This window comes from Pseudomonas spartinae, from assembly GCF_965197125.1.
GTDB classification, from domain to species: Bacteria; Pseudomonadota; Gammaproteobacteria; order Pseudomonadales; family Pseudomonadaceae; genus Aquipseudomonas; species Aquipseudomonas composti_A.
Genome location: NZ_CBDAMB010000003.1, coordinates 264,728 through 288,998 on the forward strand (window position 1 = coordinate 264,728; position 24,271 = coordinate 288,998).

The window sequence follows — 24,271 nt, forward strand, 5'->3', positions numbered from 1 at the left end:
GCCGGCATGAACCTGACCAAGGTGGATCTGAACCTCTTCATCGTCTTCGACGCCATCTACACCGAGGCCAACCTGACCCGTGCCGGACAGATCGTCGGCATCACCCAGCCGGCAGTGTCCAACGCCCTCGCCCGCCTGCGCGAAACCTTCAACGACCCGCTGTTCGTGCGCACGGCCCAGGGTATGGTGCCGACGCCCATGGCGCAGAACATCATCGGTCCGGTGCGCAACGCCCTGCAGTTATTGCGCGTATCCGTGCAGGAAAGCCGCACCTTCAACCCGCAGCAGGCCGGCAAGACCTATCGCATCAGCATGACCGACCTCTCCGAGCAGATCCTCCTGCCGCCGCTGTTCCAGCGCCTGCGCCGCCTGGCGCCCAGCGTGTGCATCGAGAGCTTCCTGGCCAAGCGCCGCGAAACCACCAAGGAACTGGCCGCCGGCCGCCTCGACTTCGCCGTCGATGCGCCACTCAACACCGACCCACAGGTTCGTCACGTCAAGCTGCTGGATGATCGCTACGTCTGCGCCATGCGCCCCGGCCACCCGCTGGCCAAGCAGAAGATCAGCCTCGAGGAATACCTGTCGCTGACCCACATTCATATCTCCAGCCGTCGCAGCGGTCTCGGCTACGTCGACCTGGCATTGGGCAAGATGGGCATCCAGCGCAAGATTGCCCTGCGCTCGCAGCACTACCTGATGGCCAGCAGCGTGATGCAACAGACCGACATGGTGATGACCGTGCCGGAACGCTTCGCCCGCCGCCACAACCTGCACCATGTGACTTTGCCAGTCGGTGACGTGCCCACGCTGGAAACCCACCTGTATTGGCACGAGAGCACCGATCAGGACCCGGCCAACCGCTGGATGCGCGAGCAGATGATCGAGCTGGCGCAGCAAGTCACCGCGCAGGAGAAGAAGGCCGAACCAGCCCCTGCCGCATGATGGCCCGCCCCAGAACGCAAGAAGGCCCGCAGATGCGGGCCTTCTCGTTGTTGCCGGGGAGAATCAGCGAGCGAGCTTGCTGTCGATCGACAGCTTGCCGGCACCTTCGAACACCAGCGCGACGCTGATGGCCAGCAGGGCCAGGGCGAACTCGTAACCGTTGTTGCTCATGAAGAAACCGTTGGCCAGGTGCACGCTGAAGATCGCCACCAACATGGTCACCGCCAGCACCGCGGCAGCCGGGCGTACCAACAGACCGATGATCAACGCCACACCACCGAAGAACTCGGCGCTACCGGCCATCAACGCCATCAGGTAGCCCGGCGCCAGGCCGATGCTCTCCATCCACTGCGCGACACCGGCCAGACCGTAGCCGCCAAACCAGCCGAACAGCTTCTGCGAGCCATGAGCAGCAAAGGTAATGCCGGCGACGATACGCAGGATGGTGATACCCAGGCCGGCTTGGCTGGCGGTGATGCTTTTGATCAGGTTGTTCATTGCAAGGCTTCCTTCGTTGTGTGGGGTAGATGGCGCACAGAGTATCCAGATTATTCGATTTAAAAACGGCAAAATACCGCTTATCAAAATCGACTATTTCGATATTTAATTGGCTGTGACACGCCGCCCCTGCGGCTCAAGCAAATAGCGTTCACGGTCATAAGCAAGGTAGTACTTGTTCACCGCATTCACGTAGCTCACCACGCCCATACCCATCTGCTCCATGGCCACACGCTCGACCTGGAAGAACCACTGATTGGGATTGAGCCCACGCCTGCGTGCCTCGGCACGCAGGCTCTGCACCCGTTGCGGGCCCAGGTTGTAGCCCGCCAGCACGAAGGCCATACGTTCACGCTCGTTGAGTTGCGGGCTGTTGAAGAAGTTGCGACGGATCATCGCCAGGTACTTGCTGCTGGCCTGGACGTTGCCGTCGAGATTCTGGATGTTGCTCACCCCGACGCTGCGCGCCGCCGCCGGCGTGATCTGCATCAGCCCGGTCGCCCCACTCGCGCCGCGCGCCGACGGGTTCAAGGTCGACTCCTTGAAGGCCAGCGCAGCCAGCATCAGCCAATCGAACCCCTGCTGCTCGGCGTGCTGCTGCAACACCGAACGCACTTTCTCCAGACGCTGGCGTTCGTTGCGCCCCAGGGGCGAATGAACCTTGTACAGCCGTCGATAAACGCGCTGGAACGCAGCATCCTGATCGGCCGGGCTCTGATAGCTGCTGAAGAAACGATCGATGCTGGCGCGCAGCATCGGCGCATCCGGGCGCACGAACCACTTCATGTCGCCATCGCGCGCCAGCACCAGATGCTTGTCGACACGCAGCTTGGGCATCACCTTGGCCCAGCGCTCGGCAATCGGCAGCTCTACCGCGGTGCGCTCGAAAATGCCAGCCTGGACCATTTCCAGAACGTCCTCGACGGCCAGGCTGGGGTCGACCCACTCGACCACGATGGGTGGCAGCTTGCGATCAGCCAGCTGTTGGTTGATCCGTCGTAGCGCCTCACCTACGGCGCTGCCCGCCGGCAACGAGAGGCTGCGTCCGGCCAATTGCTCGAGGCTGCGGTAGTGCCGGTTACCCTGCTTCGACACCAGCACCAGCGGCACTTGCTTGCGAATCGCCGTACTGGCACTGACATCATGCCCGGTGCGCACATCGAGCAGTTCGCCGGGCGCGACCAGGTCACCCTCGCCGCGCTGCAGGGCGCCGAGCAACTGATCCTTGGCTTTAGGGATGATCCTCAGCGTGAGGCTGCGCCCGTCTCGGGCGTTGCGATTGAGGTACTGCTCGAACGCCCGCAGGCGGTGGTACTCGACGCCAATGCTCTGCCCCTTGACCGAGCCTGAGCTGTTGCGGCTCTGATTGACCAGCACGCGCAACTCACCACTGCCGCGAATGGCCGGTAGATCACGGGTGCTGCGAGCCTGGCCACCGACCTCCGGTGGGCCGGCCAGGCGCGCGCTGGCCGGCAGCGGCAGCATGGCCAACAGGCACAGGATCAGCAGCAATCGCGACATCGACTCTCCAGGGAAGGCGTTTGACCGCCGAAGCCTCACCGGTCGTGGCCTGCTGTTCGCCGATGCGCGACAGACGGCTACAGACCGTAGACCCGCCAAACAGGCTGCCAAGGCCGGCAGGGCGCGGAGATTCGCACAGCCAAGCGCTACAGCGCCAGCCCACAACCTTGCATCAACCTTAAAAACAGCGAACAACTTATTGTTTTAAATCGGCTTTCTGACGAACGGACGGCGTCTGCTATTCTGCCCATTCGCGCTCAACAGGTGGCACCATGCAACTCATCGATATCGCCGTCAATCTCACCCACCCCAGCCTCGCTGCGCAGGCCGAAGCACTGCTCGAACGCGCCTATGCAGCCGGTGTGTGCCAGATGGTACTGACCGGCACCAGTCTGAACGAAAGCGAGGCCAGCCTCGTACTTTGCCGACAGCTGGACGACAGCGGCCAACGTCTGTTCAGTACGGCAGGGGTTCACCCGCATGATGCCAGCTCCTGGAACGGCGCCAGTAGCAGCGCGCTCAAGGCATTGCTGGCCGAGCCACAGGTGCGCGCCGTAGGCGAGTGCGGCCTGGATTTTGACCGTGACTTCTCGCCGCGCCCGGCCCAGGAAAAAGCCCTGGAAGAACAACTGGCATTGGCTGTCGAGCTACAGATGCCGGTATTTCTTCATGAGCGCGAGGCCAGCCAGCGCCTTCTGGAAATCCTGCGCGGCTATCGCGACCAGCTGCCGGCCGCCGTGGTGCACTGCTTCACCGGCGAGCGCCGCGCGCTGTATGCCTATCTCGATCTCGACCTGCATATCGGCATCACAGGCTGGGTCTGCGACGAACGCCGCGGCACCCACCTGCATCCGCTGCTCAAGGACATTCCGGGCGAGCGCCTGATGCTGGAGACCGATGCGCCTTTCCTGCTACCACGCAGCCTGCGGCCGAAACCCAAGAGCGGGCGCAACGAACCCGCATTTCTCGGCGAGGTGCTGCGCGAGGTGGCGCTGCACCGCGGACAGAGCGAGCAAACGCTGGCAGCACAGAGCACGGCCTGTGCCCGGGCGTTCTTCGATATGCCAGCCATACTAAGTGGTGACGCAGCAGAGTTTTGATTGACGTCAAGACTCTGGCTATCCACCAAGGCATACTGCTGGCACTTGGCCAATAGCGAACGCAACGAAACGGATAACAATAGCATGGGCGCCTGGATCAGCAATCTTTCACTCAAGTACAAATTCTGGGCGGTCAACGCCGTGGCTTTTGTCATCAGCTTGATGCTGGTGCTGTTCGCCCTGGATACCGAACAGCAGGCCCGTAGCGCCGATGCGCGACAGGCCGCCGCTGCCCAGGCAAGCCTGTTGCAGCAGTGGCCACAGCAGGCCGCATTGCCCAACGCCGCCAATATTCAGGTCGTGCAAGGCAACCTGCCGGGCGCGCAAGGCGCACCCGACGCCAGCGGCTGGCAGGCACTGGAGCATGACGCCTGGTTCAGCGAATCACCGGTGATCGGTGCCCAGCGCCTTGCCCTCGGCGATGGACGCAACCTGGCGATCATGGCGCGCGCGCCCAGCCTGCTCGATCTGTTCGCCCAGCACGCTTTGACCTATGCCGTCGCCGTCGCGGTGCTGATGCTCCTGCTGCTGGCCGCTTCGCAGCTGTTGATCCGCTTTCTGCTCAGCCACCTCAACACGCTCAAGGATGTGATGCTGCAAGCCGAGCGCAGCGGCGATCTGTCCCTGCGCGTTCCCCTCGATAGTCGCGACGAAGTCGGCCAGATGGCTGCCGCCTTCAACGCCATGCAAGCCGGCTATCAGCGCGTGGTAGGCACCGTCGGCCAGGTGGCCAGCGAACTGGACAGCGGCACCCGCAACATGGCTGAGCGCATGGGCTCCGTGCGCCAGGGCATGCTCAGCCAGCAGAGCGAAACCGATCAGGCCGCCACCGCGATCAACGAGATGTCGGCGACCGTCCAGCACATCGCCGATCACGCCGGCACTACCCGCGACCAATCCCTCAATGCCGATCAGCTGGCGCGCGCCGGCCAGCAGGTGGTCGAACGCGTCGAACAATCCATAGCGGCACTGTCGCAAGGCGTACGCCAGAGCGCCGGTAGCATCGAACGCCTGGCCGAAGACAGCCAGCACATCAATCGCGTCGTCGGCGTGATTCACGGCATCGCCGAGCAAACCAACCTGCTCGCCCTCAACGCCGCCATCGAGGCCGCCCGCGCCGGAGAAATGGGCCGTGGCTTCGCCGTGGTCGCCGATGAAGTGCGCAACCTAGCCAAGCGGGTACAGGACTCCACCGACGAAATCACCCAGATGATCGGCAACCTGCAAGGCGGCACCCGCGACGCAGTGGAGTTCATGCGCGAAAGCTCGGAGAGCGCCAATCACTGCGTAGAGCTGGCGCAGGAAGCCGGTGAGTCGTTGGCCGCTATCACCGCCGCCGTGGCGCTGATGCGTGACAGCAATACGCAGATCGCCGTGGCGGCGACGCAACAGAGCCAGGTGGCCGAGGAGATGAGCCGCTCGGTGGTGGGCATCCGTGACGTTACGGAGCAGACGGTTGGCCAGACTCTGGAATCGGCAGCGACCAGTCAGCAGCTCGCGCAATTGGCTGGCGAGCTGAACAAGGCCATCCGCCAATTGCGCTTGTAAGCCACTGCGATAAAGCGCGCAGCCAGGCAGGAAGCTATCTGCGCCATAGCCAAGGCCAATTCGTCGCACGCTCGCAGCCGCCCTAGACTCGCCCCATCGAGTCGAGGACAGCAGCATGAACAACGGTCACCCTGGTCCCTTGAGCTGGCGCTACAGCGCCAACCAGCACCGGCATCCCGCCAACCTGGCGCTGCGCCTGATCAGCGCGCCGCTATTGCTGCTCTCGCTACCCCTCCTGCTGATCGGGTTCTGGCAAGCGGGTTTCGTCCCGCTCAGCCTCGGCGCCATCGGTCTCTACGCAGCACTGGCCATAGAACTTCATGGCCGCCACCTTGAGCGCAAATAAGCCGAACCCTTCCCCGAAAAGCACGACCTGTGCACGCCTGCGCTTTTATAGCAGGGCGTGACCATTCCAGGCTTGCCGCTCTGCGCGGCCGGCCTGAAGCAACGCAGCCGAATGTCCGCTCGTCAGGCGGTTTGAGGATTATGGGCGCAATGAGATAGAGTCGACAAAAAATTGGCCAAAGACAGCAGTATGTCGCAGTATCGACATTTTTTTGTCACTTTATTTTTGACACTTCTTTGCCAGTTGCACGCTAATGCCGAGCCCGCGCCCTACCCGCTGGATCGTCCGGCATTGACGGTGCATCTGGCCGATGGCCGGCACCTGGCGTTCAGCCTGGCTCAGCTCCAGCAAATGCCGCAGGCTTCGATACGTTTGAGCACCCCGGAGGGCGCGCAGCAACATTGGCGGGGTGTGTCCCTCAAGCAATTGCTCGAACGCATTCCTGGCGCTGACACCGGCCGGCCGCTGCACACCACTGCGCTCAATCATTATTCGGTCCTGATTCCCTACGACGATATCCAGCGCTACGACCCGCTGGTGGCCTACCTGCTCGACGGCCGCTTCATTTCCATTCGCGACTACGGCCCGCTCCATCTGATCTACCCCTTCGACGACCACTCTGAACTGCGCCAGCAGATGTTCTACAACCGCTCCATCTGGCAGCTCAGCGAGATCCATGTCGAGTGAAGCCCATGTCAGACAACCCCGCCGCCACCGTGCAGGTCAGGAACTCGCGCCTCAAGCTCATCGCCCTGACCGTGCTGGTGCTCGCCATGACGCTGACCGTCGCCGTATCGCTCTGGCTGGTCCAGAAGAAAGCCCGAGAGCTGGCCTTGCCAACCCTGCACAGCGAGCTCTGGCAGGCCTATCAGATTCACATGGAGATGGATCGCCTGCTGCTGGCCTCCCAGGCGTTGTTGCAAGGCAGGCTGGAGCCTGACGATCTGGTGGTGCGCACTCAGGTACTGCGCAGCCTGACCCAATCCCTGGAAGGCCAGCATCTGTTCGACTTTCTCCCCGAAGCTCGCCCTGCGGCCGAGAACACCTTGCAGCGCATCATCGCCCTCAGCCGCCAATGGGATGAGCAGGCGCAATGGGGCAATAGCGTTGCGGCACGGCAAGTCGCCGAGCAGGCCGTTAAAAGCCTGCCGCCACTGCAGAAGCCAATGCATGAAGTAATGGTGGCCACCAACATCTCCCTGGCCAATGAGCTCGATGCCGAGCGCCAACACCTGTACGGCTACTTCACCGGTCTGGGCTGGGCGTTGCTGGGGCTGCTGGTGGGGGTTTCCCTGCTGGTGCTGCGCCTGATCGGCAACTACCGTGAGGCCCATGAGCTGTCGCACAACCTGACCGAGCTGAACCAGCACCTGGAGCAGCGAGTCTGCGAACGCACCCTCGAACTGGCCGAAGGCCAGGCCCTGCTCAAGCAGATTCTCGATGCCAGCCCAAGTGACGTGGTGCTGACCGACAACAGCGGCAAGCAGGTGTACTTCGTCAACCAGCGCCTGATGCAGCGGCTGAGCCTGGACAAGGCCGGCGACTTCTCGCTCAATCGCCTGTTCTGCAACGCCCGTGAAGCCCTGCACTTTCGCGAAGCATTACTGGCACGTCACCGCGTCGATGACTGGGAAGGCCTGCTCGCCGGCGACCCGCCCTATTGGGGCGTGCTCTCCGGGCGCTTGCTGGAATACCGCGGCGGTCCGGCGCAACTGATCTGGAGCTACGACATCAGCGTACGCAAAGACATGGAGCAGGAGCTCCTGATGCTGGCGACCACCGATGCCCTGACCGGCCTGAGCAATCGCCATGCCTTCATGCAGCGTGCCCAGGAGCTGCTCAAGACCGCCGAGCGCTTCGAGCAGCCCTGCACGCTGCTGATGCTCGATATCGACCACTTCAAGCAGATCAACGACACCCACGGCCATCAGGTCGGCGACAAGGTGCTGGCCACCCTGGGGGAATTGCTCAGGAAGGAACTGCGCGAGGTCGACATCATCGGGCGCCTGGGCGGCGAAGAGTTCGCCGCACTGCTGCCGCAGAGCGATCAAATCGAGGCAGCACGGGTGGCCGAACGCCTGCGCGCCAGTGTCGAAGCCATGCCACAGCCCTGCGCTGGCGGCGCGCCATTGCGCATGACCCTGAGCATCGGCCTGGCCAGCCGACACCCGGCGGAACCCCTGGAAGGCCTGCTCGGACGAGCAGATACGGCGCTCTACAAGGCCAAGAGCGCCGGACGCAACCGCGTGGTTCGGGCCACTAGCTGACGCGTGTGACCACTCAGGCAAACACCGTCACAGTCTGCCGACTCAGGGCGATCAGCTCACCGCGCGGGCTCCACATCGCCGCAGCCACATGCCCGTAACCATCGCGGGCATATTCGATGTCCGCGCGATACAGGCACCAGTCTTCACTGCTGAGGGTGTGCAGGGGCTGGACGAACTCGATGGTCCAGGTCAGCGAGCTACCCGGCGCCGGGCTTTTCAGATGCGGCAGCACGGCCGGCGGCCATGCGTCGACCAGCGCCAGCAAGTGGGCCTCGCTGAGCACCTGCGGCTCGCGCTCACCGCGCAAGCGCACCCAGCCCCCCATTTGCCGCGACGGCGTGTTGCTGAACGGCATGCCGCCAATGCCCCAGCGCATGGCCAGAAAGCGGGTGAACTCGGGCGTGACGTTGCGCACGTAGGGCAACTCCTGACACTGCTCAGCCGGCGCAACCTGCGGCGCGGGCAGCGCCTCCACGGCGATAGCCGAAGGCCGCGCCGCACCGAAACTGCCCTGCACCACGGTCACCACCTGGCCATCTTGAACCGCGCGCAGGAGCATCTGGCTGACCGCCCGCCCCTCGCGCAGCACCTCGGCCTGGAAACTGACTGGAACATCCGACGCCACCGGCCCGACGAAGGTGATGGCCAACGAGCGTACCGGTCGCCCCTGCGGCACCTTGGCGCACATGGCCTCGAACGCCAGCGCGGCCACCAAACCACCGAAGCTGGCGCGCCCCTGCCCCCACTCAGCCGGAATCACCACGGCGTCGGGGTCGCGGCGTACCGCTTCGAGCATTTCAGAAAAGATCATACGCACCTCGGCATTCATCGATGGCGAGGATCTTAGGGGATGGCAGCCGCTGAACGATAGCCAGAAAGAAAGCCTATTCGGTCATATTGGCGGCGAAAATGACACCTTACCCTGCATCGGGTAGGTCACCATAGAGCGCCAGCAACGCCTCATCGGCGCGTCCCTCGGCAACCTGCATGGCCTGCAGCCAGACGGTTCGGCAAGGCTGCAGCGACGGTATTGCCTGCGCTTGCGCCAGCCACTGCAGACAGTCGTGCCAGTCGCCCAGTGCGCTTTGCGCGCGCTTGAGCCGCTGTTGCGCGGCCTTGCTCAAACGGCTCTGCTCTGGATAGGTTTCAGCGGCGTAACGTACGCGCTTGATCAACAAGCGCAGACGGTGGCGGTCGTGCGCCGGATCGCGCAATGCGCGGGCCAGCTGCCGTTGCTGGCGGCGCAAACGCCGGCGGATATGCTTATCTATATCGCTCAACTGGCCCTGCCTGGCAGCTTCACGCCAGTTGGCCGGCCAGCCATCGAGCAACAGCATCAGGTCGGCCAATTCACGGCTACCGGCAATGGCAGCGTAACCCGAGGCGCGTTGCGCCTGATCGACAGGCGCCAGATGAGCCAGGTCCATGCGCACCAATTCGGCCAGCAATACTTCACGATCACGTAGCGGGCCGCTGATACGCCCCAATACTGCCGCGCCCTGCTCCAGCGCATCCACCGCAGGCAGGCCGCGCAGCGGCCGCAACAGGCTGCGCAGTTGCCGCAGGGCGATGCGCAGATCATGCAGCGCCTCCGTGTCGGTGCAGTCGGCCAACCGTGCCTGGCAGGCGTACAAGCGCACCTGCAGGGCCAAGACCCGCTCAAGGCAATGCTCGATGAAATCGCTCATGCTCACTTCTCCTGAACGACGACAGGCCAGGCTAACACCCTGGCCCCAGGTTTCGCCCGTGACCGCTTGTCGCTAGCGCGACAAACGCCAGGGCAGTGCTCTACGCAACGCTTTCAATGCCCGCATCAACGTCGCGCGCGAAGCGGGTCCAGCGGCGTAACGCTGCTGTTCGAAACAATGGGCGAAGGCCTCGATCTGCTGCGCCTGCTCAGGCAGTTGCCGTGCGGCACGCATCGCGAAGGTGCGCGGCCCTTCACCGCTCTCTCGGCGCACATCGTGGCGCGCCAGCAGGCGTTCGAACGTGCGAAATGCCTCGCGCTGCGGATCAGAACGTTGTTGCCAGGGCTTGAGCAGCCAGAATGCCAACAGGCCGAGCAACAGCGTCCCCGTACCGACCAGAGCAAGCGCCAGACGCTGCCAATCCAAACTGCCGAACCAGTTCTGCAGCAGCTTCAGTTGCTGCTCGCCCTGATAACCCAGCACCCAGCGTTGCCAGCCATAGTTGAGATTCTCCCAACTCATGCGCAGCTGGTTGAGCCAGGCCAACTCACGGTAGCGCAGCGGCGAGAACGGCTGGTCGTCGAGAAAGCCATCCTCCTCGCTCAAGGCCTCTTCCAGACCTCGCTCGATACGCTCGGGAGCGACCTGGAAGGTCGGATCCACGCTGCGCCAGCCCTGCCCTGGCTGCCAGTACTCGACCCAGGCATGGGCATCGAACTGACGCACCTGAATGTAATTGCCATTGGGATTGAACTCACCGCCCTGATAACCCGCGACCACCCGCGCAGGAATGCCCGCAGCGCGCAGAACGAAGGTCATGGCCCCGGCATAGTGCGCGCAGAAACCGCGCCGAGTGTTGAACAGGAAATCGTCGATGCTGTCCTGCCCCAGAGGTTGCGGACGCAGCGTATAGGCGAAAGGCTGTTGATTGAAATGCTGCAGCAATGCCGCGACCAGCGCATCGCTCTGCGGGTATTGCGCCTTCAACTCGGCCGCCCACGCACGACTGCGCGGGTCGCCCTGCTCGGGCAACTGCAGCGCCTGACGGATACCCAGCGGCTCGCCCTGCGCCTCACGCACGGCCTCTGGCCAGGAGCGCACCTGATAGAGCAGCGGCCGATCCACCGGCCTTGTCCTCTGCCACCGGAAATCGCTCATCATCCGTCCACTGTCCTGGCCCATCTCGCCGACGTCCAGGGCGAACAACCAGCGTTTACCGCTGGGCTGCATGACGATGCTGTAATCGAGCGGCTCGCCAGCCTTGCTCCATTTCGGACTGATCGGCACATCGGCGTAGCTGGATTGCGACCAACGCCTGCCGTCGAAGCGCTCCAGGGTCAGAGCCCGCCAATACAGCTGCCCTCGCGGTGGCACCTGACCCTCGAAGCTGGCGCGAAAGGCCAGCGCCGAGGAGCGACTGAGCTCGGCGATATCGGCTGGCGCCATGCTGTCCGAAAGCCCCGTGATGCCCTTGTCGCTGGGCAGCGGCAGCGACCACAACGGCCCCATCCGCGGGAAGAACACGAACAGCAGCACCATCAGCGGCATTGCCTGCAACATCAGACCGCCCGCCAGGCGCAAGGTAGGCCAGGGACGCTCGGCAAAACCGCTGCGCTGCAGGCCGACCAGAGCAGCCAGCAGCCCCGTGACCGGCAACAGGCTGTAGAGCGCGGCCAGGATGCCATCCTCGAACAGGTAGGCGGTCACCACGCAGAAGAAACCGAGGAAGATCACCACCAGCGCGTCACGCCGCGTGCGCATCTCGAGCAATTTGAGAGTGAAGGTGGCGATCAGCAACACCACCGCGGCATCCAGCCCCACCAGCGTGCCCCGCGACAGCAGGATGCCGGCCAGCACCAGCAGCACCAACCCACCTTTGGCCCAGCCATTGGGGTAGCGCGCGCGCATGCGCAAGATCTGCACGCGCCAACCGGCAGCGCCGAGCCACAGCGCGATCATCCACAACGGCAAATGCACCAGGTGCGGCACGATCACCAGCGCCTGGGCGACCAGTAGCCAGATCAGGGCGATTCTTGGGATGCCTGGCACGTTGCTCATGCGCGCCCCCCGAACAGGGCCAGGGCACGCAGACAGGCATCACGATGGCCGTCGCCATAATCCGCTGCGATCACCTGCCCCGGTAGTTGCAGACCGAATGCCTGCTGACGCTCGGAGAGCTGCAGCACCCAGTGACAGAGCAGCGACAGACGCATTTCGCTGTCGCCACCGAGACTGTCGAAGTCCAGCCACAGATCACGTCCGCTGAGCATGGCGAAATCCTTGACCAGCAGGCCCTGGCCACGCGAATAGGCTTTCCAGTGCAGGCGCCGTTTCGAGTCTCCCGGCTGATATTCACGCAGGCCCTGAAAATCGTCGGCACCCTGAGCGCGAGCACGCATACCCTGCTCTTCCTCGTCATCGCCCAGGCCCGCCGACAACGGCAGGTCGCCTTCCAGTGGCCGCGGATAGACCAGCAGCGCCTGATCCAGATCGACCCAGCTCCAGGCCACCAGCAAGCCCAAGGGAAAACGGCTTTCCACCCGCAGCCGCTCGGGTCGCAACCAGCCGCGCCGCTCGGCCAGCAGGCTCAGCTCGACTTCCGTCTGGCCTTCACGCGGCACGTCACTGACCACCAGTTCAGCAGGCGGCCAACCCAGCGCGACGGCCTGGTGCTCACGTTCGCGACTTTCCAGGCGAACGCGAAAGCGTGCCTGCTCGCCAACGAACACCGCCCCGCCGCCGCCTGCCTTGAGCACCAGCCCAGCCAGGTTGCGGTAGGTATGCAAGATGGTGACGACGAACACCGCCATCAGCAGGAAGGTCAGGCCGTAGGCCAGGCTGTTCTGGTAATTGATACCCACCAGCAGCATCAGCAGCAACGCAACGGCGAAGGCAGCACCGACCCGGCTGGGCAGAATGAAAATACGCCGCTGATTCAGGCGCACGCTCGCTGCTGGTGGAATACGTCTGGCCAACCAGCGTCGCCAGAGTGGTTTCAGCGCTGCACGCATCAGAGCGCGGGCACTTCGCGCAACAGCCATTGCACTAGGCTGCCGCCACCATGACCGCTAGGATCGGCGCGCTCACGCAGGCGATGGCCGACCACCGAGGGCAGCACCGCCTGCACGTCTTCGGGAATCACATAGTCACGCTCGGCCAGCAGCGCCCAGGCCCGAGCGGCGGCGAGCAAGGCCAGGCTGGCACGCGGCGATAGCCCCCAGGCGAACTGCGGCTGACTGCGCGTCGCCTCGACCAGACGCAACACGTAGTCGATCAAGGCATCGCTGGCCCGCACCTTGGGCACGAGCGCCTGCAGGCGCGCCAGCTCGGCGTGATCGAGGATCGGCTCGAGCCGTGGCAACAGATCGCGCCGGGCGCCACCCAGCAGCAGCGCCCGCTCTGCGGCCTGCGCCGGATAGCCGAGCGACAGGCGCATGAGGAAACGGTCGAGTTGGGACTCGGGCAAGGCGAAGGTACCGCCACTGCTGACCGGATTCTGCGTGGCGATGACGAAAAACGGCTCAGGCAGTGGCCGGGTCGCGCCCTCGATGGTCACCTGCCCCTCCTCCATGGCTTCGAGCAATGCGCTCTGGCTTTTCGGTGTGGCGCGGTTGATCTCGTCGGCCAGCACCAGCTCGGCGAAGATCGGCCCGGGATGGAAGACGAACTGCCCGCTGTCCTTGTCGAACACCGAGGTACCGAGAATATCGCCGGGCAACAGGTCGGAGGTGAACTGGATGCGCTGGAAGCTGAGCCCCAGCACCCGTGCCAGGGCGTGACTGAGCGTGGTCTTGCCCATGCCCGGCAAGTCTTCGATCAGCAAATGACCACGCGCCAACAGACAGGTCAGCGCCAGGCGCACCTGCGCCTCTTTGCCCAACAACACCTGATTGACCGAGTCGAGGCAGGCATCCAGTTTGGTTCGCATCGTTTACTCCTTATGCAGAAGGTCGATGCTACTGGGGCGCCCGCTGACGGCAAAGCGCTATGAAATTTTTGCTCACGAAACTGTGAGGCCAGACGCTATGTAAGCCGGAAATGCCCCGCCATTCCCTGAAGCTCGCGCCCCAGTTCCGCCAACTGGATACTCGACGCGGCGGTTTCGTCCATGGCCGTAGCCGACTGGTCGGCGATATCACGGATCGAGGTAACGCTGCGATTGATCTCTTCGGCCACCGCGGTCTGCTCTTCGGCCGCTGCGGCGATCTGCTGATTCATCTCGGAAATCAGGCTTACCGCTTCGGCAATGGCCGCCAGGGCGCCCTCGGTCTGATTGGCATCGCCGACCGTCAGGCCGACCAGACTGGAGCTCTGCTCCATGTCCGCCACGGCACGGCGGCTGCCCTCGCGCAGAGCCGCAATCAGCGACTCGATTTCGGCGGTGGATTGCTGGGTGCGCTTGGCCAGCGCCCGCACCTCATCGGCGACCACCGCGAAACCGCGTCCCTGTTCACCCGCGCGCGCCGCCTCGATGGCCGCATTGAGCGCCAGCAGGTTGGTCTGCTCGGCCACGCTCTTGATCACATCGAGCACGGCGTCGATACGCTGGGTGTCCTGGCTCAGGCGCTGGATGCTCGCGGTGGTCGCCTCCATCGCGCCGGCCAGTTGTTCGATACGCTGCAGGGTCTGGCGTACCACCTGATTGCCGCTACCGACACGTTGATCAGCCTGCTCGGTGGAGGCTGCTGCCGCTTCGGCATTACGCGCCACCTCATGCACGGTGGCGGTCATCTGGCTCATGGCGGTGGCGACCTGGTCGGTCTCCATCTTCTGTCCATTGACGCCTTGGCGCGTCTGCTCCGCAGTGGCCGATAGCGTCTGCGCAGCGCCGGAAATCTGCGCCACACCGCTCTGCAGGCGGCCAACCATATCGCGCAAGTTACCGGCCATGCCTTGCATCGCCGCCAGCAACTGGCCGATCTCATCGCGGCGGTCCTGCTCGATATGTACGCTGAGGTCGCCACTGGCGATGGACTCGGCCAGGCCGATCACGCGCTTCAAGGGTCGCACAATGGCCAGACTGATCATGATCGCCGCACCCAGGCCGAACAGCAGAGCCAGAGCGGCCGCTGCGATGATCAGGCCGCTGCTGGCCTGACGTTCGGCCTGCATGGTCTGACGCTGGGTTTGCACAGCCAGGTCGACTCGCTGGAGCAACTGGTCGACCTGCGCCACCAATTGCGCATAGACCTGTTTCTGCTGCTGCAACTGGGTGGCGTATTCCTTCAGGCGTTCGTTGAAGGAGTCGACATTGACCACCACCTCACCCAGAACGGCGGCGTAGCCGGGATCCTCCAGCGCATCACGCAATTCGGCAGCCAGCGCCTGCGCCTCGCCGGCCTGGGCGATTTCGCTCTGTTCGTCGCTATCGCTGCGCCGGCTGGCCTCCAGACGCTGACGCGCCTGGTCCAGCGCCTGCAACAGCAACTGGTGGATCTTGCCGACCTTGCCGGCCTGCAGTACCGAATCGCCGCCCTGCTCGCCCTGGGAGCTCTTGAGCAGGTCGACTCCGTCCTCGGACAATCCCTCCTGCAGCAGATCCAGGCTGTTGGCGGCACTGACCACCAGCCAATCGGCGGCCTGCAGGGACAGCTGCATGTTATCGGTGAGTTCGACATAACGGGCGAAGGCGCTGCGGTAGTCGGCCAACGCGGGCTCGACCTGAGCCAGAACCGCCGCGGTGTCACTGTCGAGCTCGGCTTGCAGTGCCTGCCCCGTCTGCACGATGCTCTCGGCCTGCTCGGCCAAACGCTCGGCGTGCTTGCTGTCGCCGTCCAGTGCGAACGCCTGCTCACTCTGGCGCATGCGCAGCACCTGCTCACCAAGAGCGCTCATGCGCTGCTGCAACTCGGCGCCCGCACTGACCTCACGTAACGCCAGCAGCCCGGTAGCCGCCACCAGAGCCGTCAGAATCAACACAAGAGCAAAGCCCAGCATCAACTTGCTGGTTGTACTCAGACTGGCCAACCGCTTGCCCAATGAGCCACCCATGACAACCCCCTGCCTACTGCAGCTAGCCCCCGAATCCTAAAACATAGGAGCGCAAGCTGCTGGCGACAAGCCAGTAGATACCCAGATGGCCGAAAAAGTTAACTGAACGTCGCTTTCAGGCCGACTTCAGGGACGCTGCATCTGAAACAGGTCACGCGTACGGCAGTAGGCGCTGCCCCCCAGACGACCGACCAGGTCGAGCTTCAGCGGGTCGATACGGCCCTGCTCGGTGAGCACCGCGTCATCGACATGCGCCAGCAGCACTTCGGCGAAGATCAGATGACAGGTAGGTTGCTGCGCCGGATAAGGCTGAATCTGCGCCACGCGGCACTCGAAGGTTACCGCCGCGCCTGTGACACGGGGCACGTCGATGCGCTCGCAGGGTTGGCTGGCAATGGCGCAATGGGCGAACTCGCTGACCTCATGAGGCAGGACAGCGGCACTGGCGTTCATCGCCTCGGCCTGCGCGAAGCTGACCAGCTGAATCGCCAGCTCGCCGCTGGCCTGGGCATTGCTCAAGGTGTCCTTGAGACTGCCGTCATCGCGAGTATTGACGTTGACCAGCAAGGTTGGCGGATTGTCGCTGATGACCTGAAAGAAACTGAACGGCGCCAGGTTGGCCACCCCATCGGCCGAACGGGTCGAAACCCAGGCAATGGGCCGCGGCGTCACGCTGGAAGCCAGCCAGCGATAGGCTTCGAGGGGGCTCAGCTCGGCAAAATCGAGTTGCATCAACGCCCCGCTCGCGATTCACGGATGTAGAAGCGCGCACGTTCGGCCTTGCTGGTACAGCCTGCATAGGCCTCGAACTGCTGCTGGGTCTTGGCAGCGGTGAGCAGAGAGAACGCCTTGGAGTAGCTTACGGTACCGGCGAAACCTTCAGCCTCGGCGATGCTCAGCTCCTTCCAGGCAGCATCCAGCTGGTTGGCGCAGGTCTCGCGGTAGACGGTCTTGCCGGCACAGCCGGTGAGCGTCACCACAAGCAGCGGCAAACAGATCCAGTGTTTCATCGACCACACTCCTCGAACGGATATGACTACGGATTGGCCCAGTCTATGACGCTGCGGCAAAGGGAAAGTGCCCGGTACTCGCCGTTTCGCTTGCCTGATCATACCGATGCCGACGGACGGAAGGCGAGCCTGTAGGCACTTCGAAGCGGCAGCCGACAGTTTCTGCCACGCACGCCCTTGGCTGAGCCTCACGGCCCGAGTAAGGTCGAGACTTCACAGGGGGATTCGTCAATGAGCAAGAAAGTGGCGCTGGTACTGGGCTCAGGAGGTGCGCGCGGCTATGCGCACATCGGCGTGATCGAAGAATTGCAGGAGCGCGGCTACGAGATCGGCTGTATCGCCGGCTGCTCGATGGGCGCTGTGGTCGGCGGCATCTTCGCTGCAGGCAAGCTGCGCGAATACCGCGAATGGACGGAAAGCCTGGATTACCTCGACGTACTGCGCCTGCTCGACGTCAGCTTTCGCCTCGGCGCTATCCGTGGCGAGCGGGTGTTCGGACGCATCCAGGAAATCGTCGGCGACGTGGACATCGAAAACCTCGCGATCCCCTTCACCGCGGTTGCCACCGACCTGACCAACCAGCAGGAAATATGGTTCCAGGAAGGCTGCCTGCACCAGGCGATGCGCGCCTCGGCGGCGATTCCCAGCCTGTTCACGCCAGTCATCCAGGGCAAGCGCATGCTGGTCGATGGCGGCTTGCTCAACCCGCTGCCAATCGTGCCGGTGGTTTCCAGCCACTGCGACCTGATCATCGCGGTCAACCTCAACGCCACCAACCAGAATCACTACCAGTTGCCGGTAATCGAGCGCCCCGCCGCCCTCAAGGGCCGTATCGATCAATTGATGAGCAACCTTGGCTCGCGCCTGCCGAGCTTTCGCCGCAAGAGCGAGGACGATGCGCTGCTGCTCGCCGAGGAGCAACGCATCGCCGATGACGTCAGCCCGGCAGGCGCGCCAAGCCGCAAAGCGGACGAAGATGAACCGGTGCCCAAGTCCGCCAGCGGCTCGCGAGTCGTGGAGTTCAGCGGGCCGGCGTCGCTGCTGGAGCTGGTCAACCAGAGTTTCGAGGTCATGCAGACATCCCTGGCGCAGTACAAGATCGCCGGCTACCCGCCGGACATCCTGATCAACGTGCCCAAGCGCGCCTGCCGCTTCTTCGAGTTCTACAAGGCACCGGAACTGATCATGCTGGGGCGGCAGATCGCCCGCGATACCCTCGACAAGTACGAAAGCGAACGCGGCTGATCAGCCGCGTGGTTCCTCGCCCGGCAGCGGCTTGTCAACCAGCGCTTCGGCGGCTGGCGTCTTGTTCGCCACCCAGTCGCTGAGCAGGCTGTAGGCCACTGCCAGCAGGGTCGGGCCGAGGAATAGGCCCATGAAGCCGAACGCCAGAATGCCGCCGAACACACCGAGCAGCACCACCACCAGCGGCAGGTTGCCGCCACGACTGATCAGGTAAGGCTTGAGGATATTGTCCACGCCGCTGATGACGAAAAAGCCCCAGACACCGAGGAAGATCGCCATGCCGATCTCCCCCTGCCACACCAGCCACGCCACGGCAGGCCCCCAGATCAGCGGCGGGATCATGATGAAGCTGAAGGCGAAGGTCAGCAGGCCGAGCACCAGAGCCCCCGGCACTCCGGCAATGATGAATCCGACGTAGGCCAGCACGGCCTGCGCCGCTGCGGTGCCGATCACGCCGTTGACGACCCGCTGCACCGTACCGGCGACCAGCTCCAGATAGTGATCGGCGCGCTCGCCGATCAGCCGCTCCAGCAGGCTGTGCACGAACACCGCCAGGCGCGGGCCATCACGGTAGAAGAAGAACACCAGCACCAGGCTCAAGGCCAGCTCGACCATGCCCCCGCCGATCTTCGCGCTACGCGCCACCAGCCAGTTGCCGACCTGACCCAGATAAGGCCGCAAGGTATCGAAGAAGGCGGCGCCCTGCTGGTCGATGGTGCGCCACAGCTCCACCAGGCGATCGCCAACCAGCGGAATGCTGGCCAGCCAGCTCGGTGGCGGCGGCAGGCCATCGACCTGCAGGTCCTTGACCAAGGCATTGGCGTCCTTGATGTGGTCGGCCAGATTGAAACCCAGCCAGACCAGCGGCACCGCAACCATGATCACCCAGAGCCCGGTAAGGATGCCCGCAGCGAGCGACATTCGGCCGTTGAGCAACTGCGTCAACAGGCGCATCAGCGGCCAACTGGCGAAGGCCAGCACCGCCGCCCAGAACAGAGCCGACCAGAAAGGCGCCAGCACCCAGAGGCTGGCTGCCAGCAGGCCAAGCAGCAGGATCTGCACCAGCAGACGATCATTAGTGGCCATCAAGCGAAACTCCCTTCGACGAAACGACAAAGCGCCCTGACGGGCGCTCGATCACAGGCGATTGTGGACAACAGCTTAACAGGCCATCGCCCCCCCCAGGAGAGGCCTGCGAGACGATCCGCAGGCGCTCCCATGGAGTGGCCGATAAGCGCAGCCTGGGCATTATGCATGGACAATCCGACTGAACTTGCCAGCCATGTTTGACAGCCTGATTAACGCAACAAACGCACGTTCAGTGTGTCGCCCTCAACCTCGCCAAGCTCCAGGCGCGCTTCGCGTACACGCTGCTCGATGAGCGCCTCGCGCCAGGCTTCGGCCTGGCTGCCGGCGAGGGTAACGCGCAATGTGCTGTCGAGACGCAAGCTGCGCGCCACAACCTCCACCCAGGCGCTGTCGGCCTTGGCTTCGACGGGCAGTTTCAGCTCGCCATCGCTGCGCAGCTGTCGCAGCAAGGTCGCCGGGGTGGGCAGAAGAACTCCCAGCGGTGCGTCAGCGTCCAACTGCTCGACATGCAGGTATGCACGGCGGTTACCACGCGTAATGCTGTAAAGCGCCAGCAGGCTTTCGTGATTCGGCTCGGCCAGGCGCAACAGGGCATAGGACTGCTGATCGTCGGAGCCGTACAGCGTGGAGTTGCCAAATACCGAGTTGGCCCACAGGCTGCTCGCACCGCATTCGCGCCCCTCGCACCAGTAGAGCAGTTCCGCACCTTTTTTCAGCAGGCTTTCCCGCGCGGCGGTGAACACCTGATCGGCACTGTGGGTGCGCGGTAGCTCGTAGGTCACCGCCTGATGCCGGCCTCGCGTGAGAATTTCTCGCTCGTAACGCAAGCGCCCGCTGATACGGCGAATGGAGCCTTGCGGATAGATCCGCTCGGCGTCAGGTGCTTGCTTGAACGCGACAATGTGGCTGGCGGGGAAACGCGGCAAGACTTCGAGATCGTGACTACCGGGCGGATCGGCCGCCAGTGCGGCACCACTGCAAACCGTGACAAGCACCGCAGAGAAGAACTTCACAGCCCCCTTCATGAGCTGGCAGTCCACTGAAGACACACAACGGGTGAGCTTGCAAAGCAGCAACGGGCGACGTTTAACGGGTCGATCATGCGATCCTCCATGGCAGACCGCCACACCTTTCCCCAGGGCCGCCGGCAAGTCAAGGAATGCGCAGGAATGGATTGAAACAATCCGCTACACGTTGCGCGCCCGCCTCGTCATCCAGGTGCAGATGGTGACCACCCGGTAGGTGGTGGATCTCGAACGGCAGATCCTCCAGTAGCGCCTGCACCGCCGACTGCGCCCCCATCATCCCCTGCTCGGCCAGTACCAGGCTCACCGGGCACTGCAGCGCACGAACGAAGGCCTGGGCATGAGCCCAGCTCAGACGTAGCGGCGACGGCAGCGTCAGGCGACTATCGGTGCGCCAGGTGTAACCACCCGGCACCGGCATCAGGCCGCGCTGGGCCAATAATTCGGCCGCCTCACGGCTGACCGCACCGACGCCTTTCATGCGCGCCTCGACGGCGCGCTCCATCTCGGCATACACCGGTTTGCGCTTGTCGCTGAGCGCCTGCCTGGCGCGCAACGCCTCGCCCAGCTTGGTGGGTGCCTGTTGCGCTTCACCGGTGTAGGGCACCAGGCCGTCAATCAACGCCAGGCGCGCGACCCGCTCGGGCATCGCCCCAGCGAGCAATACCGCGGTGATAGCGCCCATGGAATGACCCAGGATGGAAAATCGCTCCCAGCCAAACTGTTCGGCGACCTGGAGCACGTCAAAGGCATAGTCCCACAACGCATAGCCGGCCCCTGCCGAACGATGATCGGAGTGGCCATGGCCGGCAAAATCCAGGGCGACGATACGCAGCCCCTGAAGCTTCGGCGCCAGCCGCGCGAAACTCGCTGCGTTATCCAGCCAGCCGTGCAGAGCGAGAACCGGCAAACCGTCCTCCGGCCCGTAGAGATGAGCAGCCAACTCGATATGCGGCAGGCTCAGACGAACTTCCTCGAAATCCATGTTCATGCACGTTGCTCCTGGCTACCGGCCCAGCGGGTGAACAGCTGACGCAGCAGCTCGGCGGTGGCCTGTGGGCGCTCCAGCGGGAACATATGCCCGCCAGGCAGATTGTGGTACTCGGCGCGCGGCATGCGCCGCAGCAGACGCGCATGATGCGGCAATACCACCCGGCTGTGGCGACCGCGCACCATGGCCAGCGGCACCGCCAACTGCTGCGGGCGGCCCGGCGAAGTATGCGGCACGCTGCGGTAGATACTGATTTCGGTCGCAGGATCGAACTTCAAACGCAGCCCCTGCTCGCCCCCTTGCAGACCATGCCTGACATAGGCGTCCAGGCACTCAGGGTCGAAGCGTCGAAACAGGCTCTTGTCGGCGAAGTAATCCCGCGCCTCGGCCAGATCGGCGAATGCTTCACGGCGCCCCAGGGTGCGGCCGGCGGGCGTGATGCGGTCGATGAAGCCAAAGCGTTTGGCGGCGCGAATGACCATGCGGTCAGCCAGGGTCAGCACCGGTGAATCAAGCATCACCACCCCACGGTACAGCTCGGGGCAAAGCAGGGCCGCGTGATAATGCAGCACGCCGCCCAGTGAATGGCCCACACCCCAGACTGGCTCACCGCCCTGCTGCAAGTGATGGATCAGTTCATCGACCAGATTCGACCAGTTGTCATTGACCGGAAACCGTGGATCGTGGCCGTGCTGCTCCAGGTGCTGCACATCGAAATCCGGTGCCAGGGCAGCGAACAGCTTGCCGTAGGTGGCAGACGGGAAGCCGTTGGCATGAGCGAAGAAGATCGGCTGCGGCATGCATCACACTCGAAAAAGCGAACATACCCGGATTCTCCGGCAGCCCTGAGCGCACGGCAATGACCGTAACCGCCATTGATGGCGGCGCAACGGCCAGGGCTATAGCAGCAGACGCCCGACAATGCTCGCCGCCACCAGCAGGAATACCAGGCCACAGACGAAATCGATGGTCGGGGCCACCTGCAGCAAACGCTGGCGCACCAGCGGCCGGCTCAGTGTCAGGCCCAACAGACTGAACCAGAACAGGCTCAGGCCAAACAGCAGCGCAGCACAGGCCACCTTGCCGGGCACCGACATATCAGCCGGCACCAGACTGCTGAGCAGGGCCAGGAAGAATACCAGTGCCTTGGGGTTACCCAGATTGGTGAATACCCCGCGCAACCAGGGGCCGAACAACGAGGGCGCCAGCTCACCGTCCAGGCGTCTGGGACCGGCACTGCCGCGCCACCAGGCGCGCACGGCAGTAACGCCCAGCCAGCCCAGATAGAGCGCTCCGCCTATCTGTACCAGATCGAACAGCCACTCGGTGCGGCTGAGCAACAGGGCCACACCGTTGAGCACCAGCGTGCCGTGCAGAAGAATGCCGCAGGCCAGGCCCAGCGCACTGAGCAGACCCGCGCGCTGGCCCTGGTGCAGGGCGGTACGGACCACCAAAGCCACATCGGGGCCGGGGCTGATAAGGGCGACCGCGAACACGGCAGCCAGCGACAGCAAGACGGACGTCTCCTGCATGGTGATCTCCAGGAAATTGAAAGGACGGGATGTGCGGGTGGATCAGCCCTGGCGCAGGCGCGCCGGCGGCAGACCGTAGGTGCGGCGGAACAGCCGCGAGAAATGCGCCTGGTCGTAAAAGCCCAGGCGCAGGGCGATCTCGCTCAAGGGCTGTCCGGCCAGCACCAGCGGCAACGCTCGCTGCAGGCGCAGCTGCATCAGCCACTGATGAGGTGGCAAGCCGGTGTGCTGGCGAAAACGTCGCAGTGCCTGCCACGGGCTCATGGCGCAGAACACGGCGATCTCCTCCAGCGACGGCGGATCGTCCAGACGGCTTTCCAGCCAGTCGCGCAGCTGCTGCCAGGTGTGATGATCGAAAACGCGATGCGCCTCGCTGACGCGCAAGGTCGACCCCATTTCCAGCAGATGGGCCAATGCCTGCCAGAGCGCCTCTTCCTGGGCCAGTTGCGAACCTTCCAGCATCGCCGCATGAAATCGCTGCAGGTGCTGCGACAGCAAAGGGTTACGCAAGCTGCTGGTGGTCAAACGTGGTGCGCCCTGGCGGCCGTCGCTCAGGGTGCGACTCGCCTCGTCCAGCCAGGAGGGATCGAATGCCATCACCCGGATGCGGTAGCTCTGCCCATCCAGACAGGCGCCATCGTGAATCCCTTCCGGCGCCATCAGCAGCACGTCCCCTGCCCCGACATGCCGGCGCTCACCACCATAGGCGTAACGATGCTGTCCCTGTATCAACAAGCCGACGTGGTATTCCAGATGGAAGTGCCGGGGAAAGGCGAAGCGGCGGTACTCGGCATCGATCAGACGGACGCCGGGCAAGCTGCTTTGAATGTGAGTGATGTGATCCATGCGCGTACTGTAGCGCCGTGAGCCGGGTAAATCTTGGATGAAATTGCAGGCATCAGAGCCGGCCAAAAGGCCAGCGAGCTGGCGCCTGACAGCACGAGCCAGGCGCCAAAGCGCAGCTCACCGGCTGTAGCCTCAGCGCAGCAGCCTTTGGACAGGCTCTCAGCATTTCGGCGCTTGCTCACCCAGAGGCACGATGGCCATCGTCAGCCGTGAGATGCAACTGGCCTTGCCGTCGTCGCCACTGAGGCGAATATCCCAGACATGCGTGGTACGCCCCAGATGCACCGGCCGCGCAACGGCATGTACGCGCCCGCTGCGCAGGCCACGCAGGTGGTTGGCGTTGACCTCCAGACCGACGCAGTAGAAGCGGCTGCTGTCGATGCACAGGTAACTGGCGGTGGAACCCAGCGTTTCCGCCAGGACCACCGACGCACCGCCATGCAACAGGCCGTAGGGCTGATGGGTGCGCGAGTCGATCACCATGCTGGCGCTGAGCGATTCGTCGTCGAAGGCTTCGAAACGAATGTCCAGCACCTCGCCAATACTGTTTTTCAGGGTCGCATTGAGCGCATCGATATCAGGCGGTCGTTGCCACAGTGCCATGCCAGCATTCCTTCTGCCGCGTCGAAAAA

24 protein-coding genes and 1 pseudogene are annotated in these 24,271 nt (G+C 63.9%); 7 read left to right on the plus strand and 18 right to left on the minus strand.

Features of this window, described 5'->3' with window-relative positions; translation table 11 throughout:
- Positions 1-6 precede the first annotated feature (6 nt).
- Complete coding sequence (locus ACN8M7_RS08590; RefSeq protein ID WP_490260484.1) at positions 7-942, plus strand: LysR family transcriptional regulator; 936 nt, start codon at positions 7-9, stop codon at positions 940-942.
- Positions 943-1,005: 63 nt separating this feature from the next.
- Here the strand turns inward: ACN8M7_RS08590 and ACN8M7_RS08595 are convergent, their stop codons facing one another.
- Positions 1,006-1,440, minus strand: coding sequence for a DoxX family protein (locus tag ACN8M7_RS08595; RefSeq protein ID WP_061239261.1), 435 nt, complete (start codon positions 1,438-1,440; stop codon positions 1,006-1,008).
- Between the two features lie 105 nt (positions 1,441-1,545).
- Positions 1,546-2,961 carry an MltF family protein gene (locus tag ACN8M7_RS08600; RefSeq protein WP_061239260.1) on the minus strand — a complete coding sequence of 472 codons (1,416 nt, stop codon included), beginning with the start codon at positions 2,959-2,961 and terminating at the stop codon, positions 1,546-1,548.
- A 272-nt stretch (positions 2,962-3,233) separates the two neighbouring features.
- Between ACN8M7_RS08600 and ACN8M7_RS08605 the strand changes: the two genes are divergently transcribed.
- From ACN8M7_RS08605 to ACN8M7_RS08625, 5 genes are all read left to right on the plus strand, one after another.
- On the plus strand, positions 3,234-4,061 hold the full coding sequence (locus ACN8M7_RS08605) for a TatD family hydrolase (protein ID WP_490260485.1): 828 nt from the start codon (positions 3,234-3,236) through the stop codon (positions 4,059-4,061).
- A gap of 84 nt (positions 4,062-4,145) precedes the next feature.
- Positions 4,146-5,609 carry a methyl-accepting chemotaxis protein gene (locus ACN8M7_RS08610; RefSeq protein WP_490260486.1) on the plus strand — a complete coding sequence of 488 codons (1,464 nt, stop codon included), beginning with the start codon at positions 4,146-4,148 and terminating at the stop codon, positions 5,607-5,609.
- Positions 5,610-5,724: 115 nt separating this feature from the next.
- Positions 5,725-5,955: a hypothetical protein gene (locus tag ACN8M7_RS08615; RefSeq protein ID WP_490260487.1), complete on the plus strand. Its 231-nt coding sequence runs from the start codon at positions 5,725-5,727 to the stop codon at positions 5,953-5,955.
- Between the two features lie 243 nt (positions 5,956-6,198).
- Positions 6,199-6,642, plus strand: a complete 444-nt coding sequence (locus ACN8M7_RS08620; protein WP_490260488.1) for a putative pterin-binding protein — start codon at positions 6,199-6,201, stop codon at positions 6,640-6,642.
- A gap of 5 nt (positions 6,643-6,647) precedes the next feature.
- On the plus strand, positions 6,648-8,222 hold the full coding sequence (locus ACN8M7_RS08625) for a GGDEF domain-containing protein (RefSeq protein ID WP_490260489.1): 1,575 nt from the start codon (positions 6,648-6,650) through the stop codon (positions 8,220-8,222).
- A 13-nt stretch (positions 8,223-8,235) separates the two neighbouring features.
- Here the strand turns inward: ACN8M7_RS08625 and ACN8M7_RS08630 are convergent, their stop codons facing one another.
- The 9 genes and pseudogenes from ACN8M7_RS08630 to ACN8M7_RS08670 all read right to left on the minus strand — a co-directional run bounded on the left by ACN8M7_RS08630 (position 8,236) and on the right by ACN8M7_RS08670 (position 16,911).
- A complete protein-coding gene (locus ACN8M7_RS08630) occupies positions 8,236-9,033 on the minus strand; it encodes an acyl-CoA thioesterase (protein WP_490260490.1) in 798 nt (265 codons plus the stop codon).
- 106 nt (positions 9,034-9,139) lie between these two features.
- Complete coding sequence (locus ACN8M7_RS08635; protein ID WP_490260491.1) at positions 9,140-9,910, minus strand: CHAD domain-containing protein; 771 nt, start codon at positions 9,908-9,910, stop codon at positions 9,140-9,142.
- A gap of 72 nt (positions 9,911-9,982) precedes the next feature.
- A complete protein-coding gene (locus ACN8M7_RS08640; RefSeq protein WP_490260492.1) occupies positions 9,983-11,968 on the minus strand; it encodes a transglutaminase TgpA family protein in 1,986 nt (661 codons plus the stop codon).
- On the minus strand, positions 11,965-12,921 hold the full coding sequence (locus ACN8M7_RS08645) for a DUF58 domain-containing protein (protein ID WP_490260493.1): 957 nt from the start codon (positions 12,919-12,921) through the stop codon (positions 11,965-11,967). The genes ACN8M7_RS08640 and ACN8M7_RS08645 overlap by 4 nt, the downstream gene beginning before the upstream one ends.
- Positions 12,921-13,838 (minus strand): AAA family ATPase, encoded by a 918-nt coding sequence (locus ACN8M7_RS08650; RefSeq protein ID WP_061239254.1) that lies wholly within the window; start codon positions 13,836-13,838, stop codon positions 12,921-12,923. Before ACN8M7_RS08650 ends, ACN8M7_RS08645 begins: the two co-directional genes overlap by 1 nt.
- A gap of 95 nt (positions 13,839-13,933) precedes the next feature.
- A complete protein-coding gene (locus ACN8M7_RS08655; protein WP_490260741.1) occupies positions 13,934-14,809 on the minus strand; it encodes a methyl-accepting chemotaxis protein in 876 nt (291 codons plus the stop codon).
- Positions 14,792-15,901, minus strand: a pseudogene (locus ACN8M7_RS08660) (HAMP domain-containing protein); the annotation flags it as partial. The gene ACN8M7_RS08655 and the pseudogene ACN8M7_RS08660, both read right to left, overlap by 18 nt.
- A gap of 126 nt (positions 15,902-16,027) precedes the next feature.
- On the minus strand, positions 16,028-16,633 hold the full coding sequence (locus tag ACN8M7_RS08665) for a flavin reductase family protein (RefSeq protein ID WP_061239252.1): 606 nt from the start codon (positions 16,631-16,633) through the stop codon (positions 16,028-16,030).
- Positions 16,633-16,911 carry a hypothetical protein gene (locus ACN8M7_RS08670; protein WP_061239251.1) on the minus strand — a complete coding sequence of 93 codons (279 nt, stop codon included), beginning with the start codon at positions 16,909-16,911 and terminating at the stop codon, positions 16,633-16,635. The genes ACN8M7_RS08665 and ACN8M7_RS08670 overlap by 1 nt, the downstream gene beginning before the upstream one ends.
- 231 nt (positions 16,912-17,142) lie before the next feature.
- On the opposite strand from ACN8M7_RS08670, the gene ACN8M7_RS08675 reads away from it, so the two are divergent.
- Positions 17,143-18,156, plus strand: a complete 1,014-nt coding sequence (locus ACN8M7_RS08675; RefSeq protein WP_061239250.1) for a patatin-like phospholipase family protein — start codon at positions 17,143-17,145, stop codon at positions 18,154-18,156.
- On the opposite strand, the gene ACN8M7_RS08680 is transcribed toward ACN8M7_RS08675, so the two are convergent.
- The 7 genes from ACN8M7_RS08680 to ACN8M7_RS08710 all read right to left on the minus strand — a co-directional run bounded on the left by ACN8M7_RS08680 (position 18,157) and on the right by ACN8M7_RS08710 (position 24,242).
- Positions 18,157-19,242 (minus strand): AI-2E family transporter, encoded by a 1,086-nt coding sequence (locus ACN8M7_RS08680; RefSeq protein WP_061239249.1) that lies wholly within the window; start codon positions 19,240-19,242, stop codon positions 18,157-18,159.
- A gap of 212 nt (positions 19,243-19,454) precedes the next feature.
- Positions 19,455-20,270, minus strand: coding sequence for a DUF4892 domain-containing protein (locus ACN8M7_RS08685; protein WP_061239248.1), 816 nt, complete (start codon positions 20,268-20,270; stop codon positions 19,455-19,457).
- A gap of 127 nt (positions 20,271-20,397) precedes the next feature.
- Entirely contained in the window at positions 20,398-21,261 is an 864-nt protein-coding gene (locus ACN8M7_RS08690; RefSeq protein WP_490260494.1) for an alpha/beta fold hydrolase, read from the minus strand.
- Entirely contained in the window at positions 21,258-22,061 is an 804-nt protein-coding gene (locus ACN8M7_RS08695; RefSeq protein WP_490260495.1) for an alpha/beta fold hydrolase, read from the minus strand. The genes ACN8M7_RS08690 and ACN8M7_RS08695 overlap by 4 nt, the downstream gene beginning before the upstream one ends.
- 99 nt (positions 22,062-22,160) lie before the next feature.
- Entirely contained in the window at positions 22,161-22,793 is a 633-nt protein-coding gene (locus ACN8M7_RS08700) for a LysE family translocator (RefSeq protein ID WP_490260496.1), read from the minus strand.
- A gap of 42 nt (positions 22,794-22,835) precedes the next feature.
- A complete protein-coding gene (locus tag ACN8M7_RS08705; protein ID WP_490260497.1) occupies positions 22,836-23,639 on the minus strand; it encodes an AraC family ligand binding domain-containing protein in 804 nt (267 codons plus the stop codon).
- 159 nt (positions 23,640-23,798) lie between these two features.
- The gene (locus ACN8M7_RS08710) at positions 23,799-24,242 is read right to left on the minus strand and encodes a hotdog fold thioesterase (protein ID WP_490260498.1); all 444 of its coding nucleotides are present in this window, start codon (positions 24,240-24,242) and stop codon (positions 23,799-23,801) included.
- Positions 24,243-24,271: the final 29 nt, after the last annotated feature.

Coding starts and splice junctions, on each gene's coding strand:
- ACN8M7_RS08590 (WP_490260484.1), top strand. CDS start 7: ATGAACCTGACCAAGGTGGATCTGAACCTCTTCATCGTCTTCGACGCC.
- ACN8M7_RS08595 (WP_061239261.1), bottom strand. CDS start 1,440: ATGAACAACCTGATCAAAAGCATCACCGCCAGCCAAGCCGGCCTGGGT.
- ACN8M7_RS08600 (WP_061239260.1), bottom strand. CDS start 2,961: ATGTCGCGATTGCTGCTGATCCTGTGCCTGTTGGCCATGCTGCCGCTG.
- ACN8M7_RS08605 (WP_490260485.1), top strand. CDS start 3,234: ATGCAACTCATCGATATCGCCGTCAATCTCACCCACCCCAGCCTCGCT.
- ACN8M7_RS08610 (WP_490260486.1), top strand. CDS start 4,146: ATGGGCGCCTGGATCAGCAATCTTTCACTCAAGTACAAATTCTGGGCG.
- ACN8M7_RS08615 (WP_490260487.1), top strand. CDS start 5,725: ATGAACAACGGTCACCCTGGTCCCTTGAGCTGGCGCTACAGCGCCAAC.
- ACN8M7_RS08625 (WP_490260489.1), top strand. CDS start 6,648: ATGTCAGACAACCCCGCCGCCACCGTGCAGGTCAGGAACTCGCGCCTC.
- ACN8M7_RS08630 (WP_490260490.1), bottom strand. CDS start 9,033: ATGATCTTTTCTGAAATGCTCGAAGCGGTACGCCGCGACCCCGACGCC.
- ACN8M7_RS08635 (WP_490260491.1), bottom strand. CDS start 9,910: ATGAGCGATTTCATCGAGCATTGCCTTGAGCGGGTCTTGGCCCTGCAG.
- ACN8M7_RS08640 (WP_490260492.1), bottom strand. CDS start 11,968: ATGAGCAACGTGCCAGGCATCCCAAGAATCGCCCTGATCTGGCTACTG.
- ACN8M7_RS08645 (WP_490260493.1), bottom strand. CDS start 12,921: ATGCGTGCAGCGCTGAAACCACTCTGGCGACGCTGGTTGGCCAGACGT.
- ACN8M7_RS08650 (WP_061239254.1), bottom strand. CDS start 13,838: ATGCGAACCAAACTGGATGCCTGCCTCGACTCGGTCAATCAGGTGTTG.
- ACN8M7_RS08655 (WP_490260741.1), bottom strand. CDS start 14,809: ATGCAAGGCATGGCCGGTAACTTGCGCGATATGGTTGGCCGCCTGCAG.
- ACN8M7_RS08665 (WP_061239252.1), bottom strand. CDS start 16,633: ATGCAACTCGATTTTGCCGAGCTGAGCCCCCTCGAAGCCTATCGCTGG.
- ACN8M7_RS08670 (WP_061239251.1), bottom strand. CDS start 16,911: ATGAAACACTGGATCTGTTTGCCGCTGCTTGTGGTGACGCTCACCGGC.
- ACN8M7_RS08675 (WP_061239250.1), top strand. CDS start 17,143: ATGAGCAAGAAAGTGGCGCTGGTACTGGGCTCAGGAGGTGCGCGCGGC.
- ACN8M7_RS08680 (WP_061239249.1), bottom strand. CDS start 19,242: ATGGCCACTAATGATCGTCTGCTGGTGCAGATCCTGCTGCTTGGCCTG.
- ACN8M7_RS08685 (WP_061239248.1), bottom strand. CDS start 20,270: ATGAAGGGGGCTGTGAAGTTCTTCTCTGCGGTGCTTGTCACGGTTTGC.
- ACN8M7_RS08690 (WP_490260494.1), bottom strand. CDS start 21,261: ATGAACATGGATTTCGAGGAAGTTCGTCTGAGCCTGCCGCATATCGAG.
- ACN8M7_RS08695 (WP_490260495.1), bottom strand. CDS start 22,061: ATGCCGCAGCCGATCTTCTTCGCTCATGCCAACGGCTTCCCGTCTGCC.
- ACN8M7_RS08700 (WP_490260496.1), bottom strand. CDS start 22,793: ATGCAGGAGACGTCCGTCTTGCTGTCGCTGGCTGCCGTGTTCGCGGTC.
- ACN8M7_RS08705 (WP_490260497.1), bottom strand. CDS start 23,639: ATGGATCACATCACTCACATTCAAAGCAGCTTGCCCGGCGTCCGTCTG.
- ACN8M7_RS08710 (WP_490260498.1), bottom strand. CDS start 24,242: ATGGCACTGTGGCAACGACCGCCTGATATCGATGCGCTCAATGCGACC.